This is a genomic window from Streptomyces sp. NPDC058955 (genome assembly GCF_042741435.1).
Lineage (GTDB): Bacteria > Actinomycetota > Actinomycetes > Streptomycetales > Streptomycetaceae > Streptomyces.
Genome location: NZ_JBHYKM010000169.1, coordinates 9,449 through 12,712 on the forward strand (window position 1 = coordinate 9,449; position 3,264 = coordinate 12,712).

Genomic DNA, 3,264 nt, shown 5'->3' on the forward strand with positions numbered 1-3,264 from the left:
CGGAAGAGGTGCGGGCCCGGCCCCGGAGCGTCGTGGGTCAGACCACGATCAGGTAGATGCCGTACGCGACGGCCGCCGCGCACAGCGCGAAGCAGGCGTAGGCGCCGGTGCGGGCCAGGACGGCGGAGCCGCCCGCGGCCGCGGCCTTCTCCTGCTTGCCGAGGCCGACGATCCCGAGGGTGAAGAGGCCCACGAGGGCGACGGTCGCCACGAGGCTGACTCCGAAGACGGAGCCGAGAGCTGCCCAGTCGATCTTCATGGATTGGGTTCCCGTTTCCTTAGGGGTTCTCGGAGGGGGGGCTCAGACCGCGGCGGCGGGGGCCGGGGGAGCGGCGGGGTCGTTCGGCCCCGGCGCGTGGATGGTGGTCTTGAGGCCCTCGTCCGCGACGGCGGCGACGGAGCCGGCCGGCGGCGGGGTGACGGCGGCGATGGCCGTGGTCACGACGCCCGCGGGCTCGGCCCCTCCCGCGCCGGGCTCGTCGTCACCGTTGACGTTGGTGTGGTCGACCACCTGGCGGCGGGAGAAGAGCCAGATGCCGAGGCAGGAGGCGATCAGGAAACCGGCGACCAGGTAGACGCCCCAGTCGCCCTGACGGGCCACGAACTCGGCCCCGGCCGCGACCAGGCCGGCGGCCGGCAGGGTCAGGCCCCAGGCGACGAACATGCGGGTGGCGGTCGACCAGCGGACGACACCGCCCTTGCGGCCCAGGCCCGCGCCCATCACACCGCCGGAGCAGACGTGCGTGGTGGAGAGGGAGTAGCCCAGGTTGGAGGAGGCCAGGATGACGGTGGCCGCGCTGGTCTGGGCGGCGAAGCCCTGCTGCGGCTGGAGGTCCGTGAGGCCCTTGCCCATGGTGCGGATGATGCGCCAGCCGCCGAGGTAGGTGCCGAGCGCGATCGCCATGCCGGCGGAGACGATGACCCACACGGGCGGGTTCGAGCCGGGGACGAGCGCGCCGCCGGCGACCAGGGCGAGGGTGATGATGCCCATGGTCTTCTGGGCGTCGTTGGTGCCGTGGGCGAGGGAGACGAGACCGGCGGAGGCGATCTGGCCGGCCCGGTAGCCCTTCTCCGTGGTCTTGGCGTCCGCGTTCCGGCCGATGCGGTACGTCAGCCGGGCGGCGAGCATCGAGGCCGCACCGGCGACGATCGGGGCGGCGATCGCCGGGATCAGGACCTTGGTGACGACGACGTCGCCGTTGACACCGCTGAAGCCGATCGAGGCGACGGTCGCGCCGATGAGGCCGCCCATGAGGGCGTGGGACGAGCTGGAGGGCAGTCCGACCAGCCAGGTCACCAGGTTCCAGAGGATCGCGCCGACGAGCGCGGCGAGGATCACTTCGGGCTGGATGCCCTCCTCGTTCACGAGTCCCTTGGAGATCGTGTTGGCGACCTCCACGGACAGGAACGCGCCGACCAGGTTCAGCACGGCGGACATGGCCACCGCCGTCTTGGGCTTGAGAGCACCGGTCGAGATGGTCGTGGCCATCGCGTTCGCGGTGTCGTGGAAACCGTTCGTGAAATCGAACACGAGAGCTGTCACGACCACAATGGCGAGCAGCAGCGTGATGTGTTCCATTTACCCAGGCAATCGTTTGACGTCAGTGGCTGGTCGAACGTAGGCAACCTGAGTGAACGGAAGGTGAACTGGGTGGGGCATCACGGTGTCCCGAACCGGGGTCGTGAGATTCCGCTTCGCCTCCAGGATTCCTCCGTGTCCACCATCCGGTCACCCCGCGACCCCGGGTAATCCCGGACCCCACGGGACGCACCGGACCCGAGCCGCCTGCGTGCCCGATCGCCGCGTTTCACCCGCTGGACGGTCTCACCCGCACGAGGCACCCACCGGGGAGACCCATGTCACTCTCCCGGGCGGCGCCTCCGGATCGCCCGGACGCCTCCCCGGGGCACCCGCCCGGCCCCGTCCCGGTGGCAGCCCCCGGCCCCCGTGCCGAGACTGGGAGCGTGCGCCCGGCTACAGCGACGGCAGCGGCCGTCACCACCCTGATCGGTGTCGGCGCGGCCGCCGTGGCGGCCGGCCGGTACGCCAGCGACGTCGCCCTCAAGGCCGCCTCCGGGCGGCCGCTCCCCGGCGACCCCAAGCTCACCGTGCACGCCACGGGACCCGAGCGGGTCACCCTCACCCGCAGCCTCGCCTCGCTGCGCCCCGGTACGTACGGGATGACGGCGCCCGGCCTGCACGCGGTCACCGGACCGGTCCTCGACCGCGTCCCGCACACCGCCGACACCGTCGTCCGACGCCTCGAACGCGTCGAGCGCGGGGCGCTCGCCCCCGGCAGCCGCGTCCGGCTCACCCCGCAGCTGCACATCGGCACCCCGGAGACCGCGCTCGGCCTGCCGCACGAGGACGTCGAGATCCCCGGCGAGCTCGGCCCCCTCCCCGCCTGGCTCGTCACCGGCCCCCGCGCCACCTGGGTCGTCGCCCTGCACGGCATCGGCGCGGGCCGCGAGCACGCGCTGAACCTCGTCTCCTTCTACGCGCGCCGCCGCGTCCCCGTCCTCGTCCCCGCCTACCGCGGCGACGACGGCGCCCCCCGGCCGGCGGACGGCATCGCCCAGCTCGGCGACACCGAGTGGCGGGACGTCGACGCGGTCCTGCGGTACGCGGTCCGGCGCGGCGCGCAGAAGATCGTCGTGCACGGCTGGGGCACCGGCGCCTCCATGGCGCTGCGCGCCGCCGCCGAGTCGGGGGTGCGCGACCGGATCGCCGGCCTCGTCCTCGACTCCCCGGTCCTCGACTGGGAGGCCACCGTACGCAACCTCGCGGTGGCCCGCGGCGTCCCCGCCCCGCTGGTCCCGCTGGCGGTCCGCGCCGCGCTCGGCCGGACCGGCCCGCACCCCGACCACACGGCCGGCCTCCGCGTCCCGGTCCTCCTGGCGCACGGCCCCGACGACACGATCGCCCCCTGGGAGCCCTCGGTCGAACTGGCCACCCGCCGCCCGGACCTGGTCACCCTCCTCCCGGTCCGCCGGGCCCCCCACGCGGCCATGTGGAACGCCGACCCCCTCCGCTACGAAGAAGCCCTCCGCCGCTACCTCACCCCCCTGATGTAACCCCCACCCACCAGGGCGCCCCCCGCTGCAGGCACTCCTTCCGCCGGGGCGGTGCCCACCCCCGCGCCCGGCTGGGGGCGTTGCGGGCGGCCGCCGCCGTTTCGTTGTGGGCAATCGTTCCGCTGGGGCGATGGGGGTCCCCCCTGCTCGAGCGAAGCCGAGAGCTTGGGGGAGGGTGGGCACAACGGA

The 3,264-nt window shown here is 73.9% G+C and carries 3 protein-coding genes; 1 reads left to right on the forward strand and 2 read right to left on the reverse strand.

The annotated features are described in order from the left end of the window. Positions 1 to 37: 37 nt before the first annotated feature. Positions 38 to 259: a hypothetical protein gene (locus ACFW1I_RS35900; protein ID WP_384677891.1), complete on the reverse strand. Its 222-nt coding sequence runs from the start codon at positions 257 to 259 to the stop codon at positions 38 to 40. 42 nt (positions 260 to 301) lie between these two features. Further along, positions 302 to 1,579, reverse strand: coding sequence for an anion permease (locus ACFW1I_RS35905; RefSeq protein WP_384677893.1), 1,278 nt, complete (start codon positions 1,577 to 1,579; stop codon positions 302 to 304). Positions 1,580 to 1,965: 386 nt separating this feature from the next. On the opposite strand from ACFW1I_RS35905, the gene ACFW1I_RS35910 reads away from it, so the two are divergent. Continuing rightward, positions 1,966 to 3,075: an alpha/beta hydrolase gene (locus tag ACFW1I_RS35910; RefSeq protein WP_384677895.1), complete on the forward strand. Its 1,110-nt coding sequence runs from the start codon at positions 1,966 to 1,968 to the stop codon at positions 3,073 to 3,075. The last annotated feature ends 189 nt before the right edge of the window (positions 3,076 to 3,264 follow it).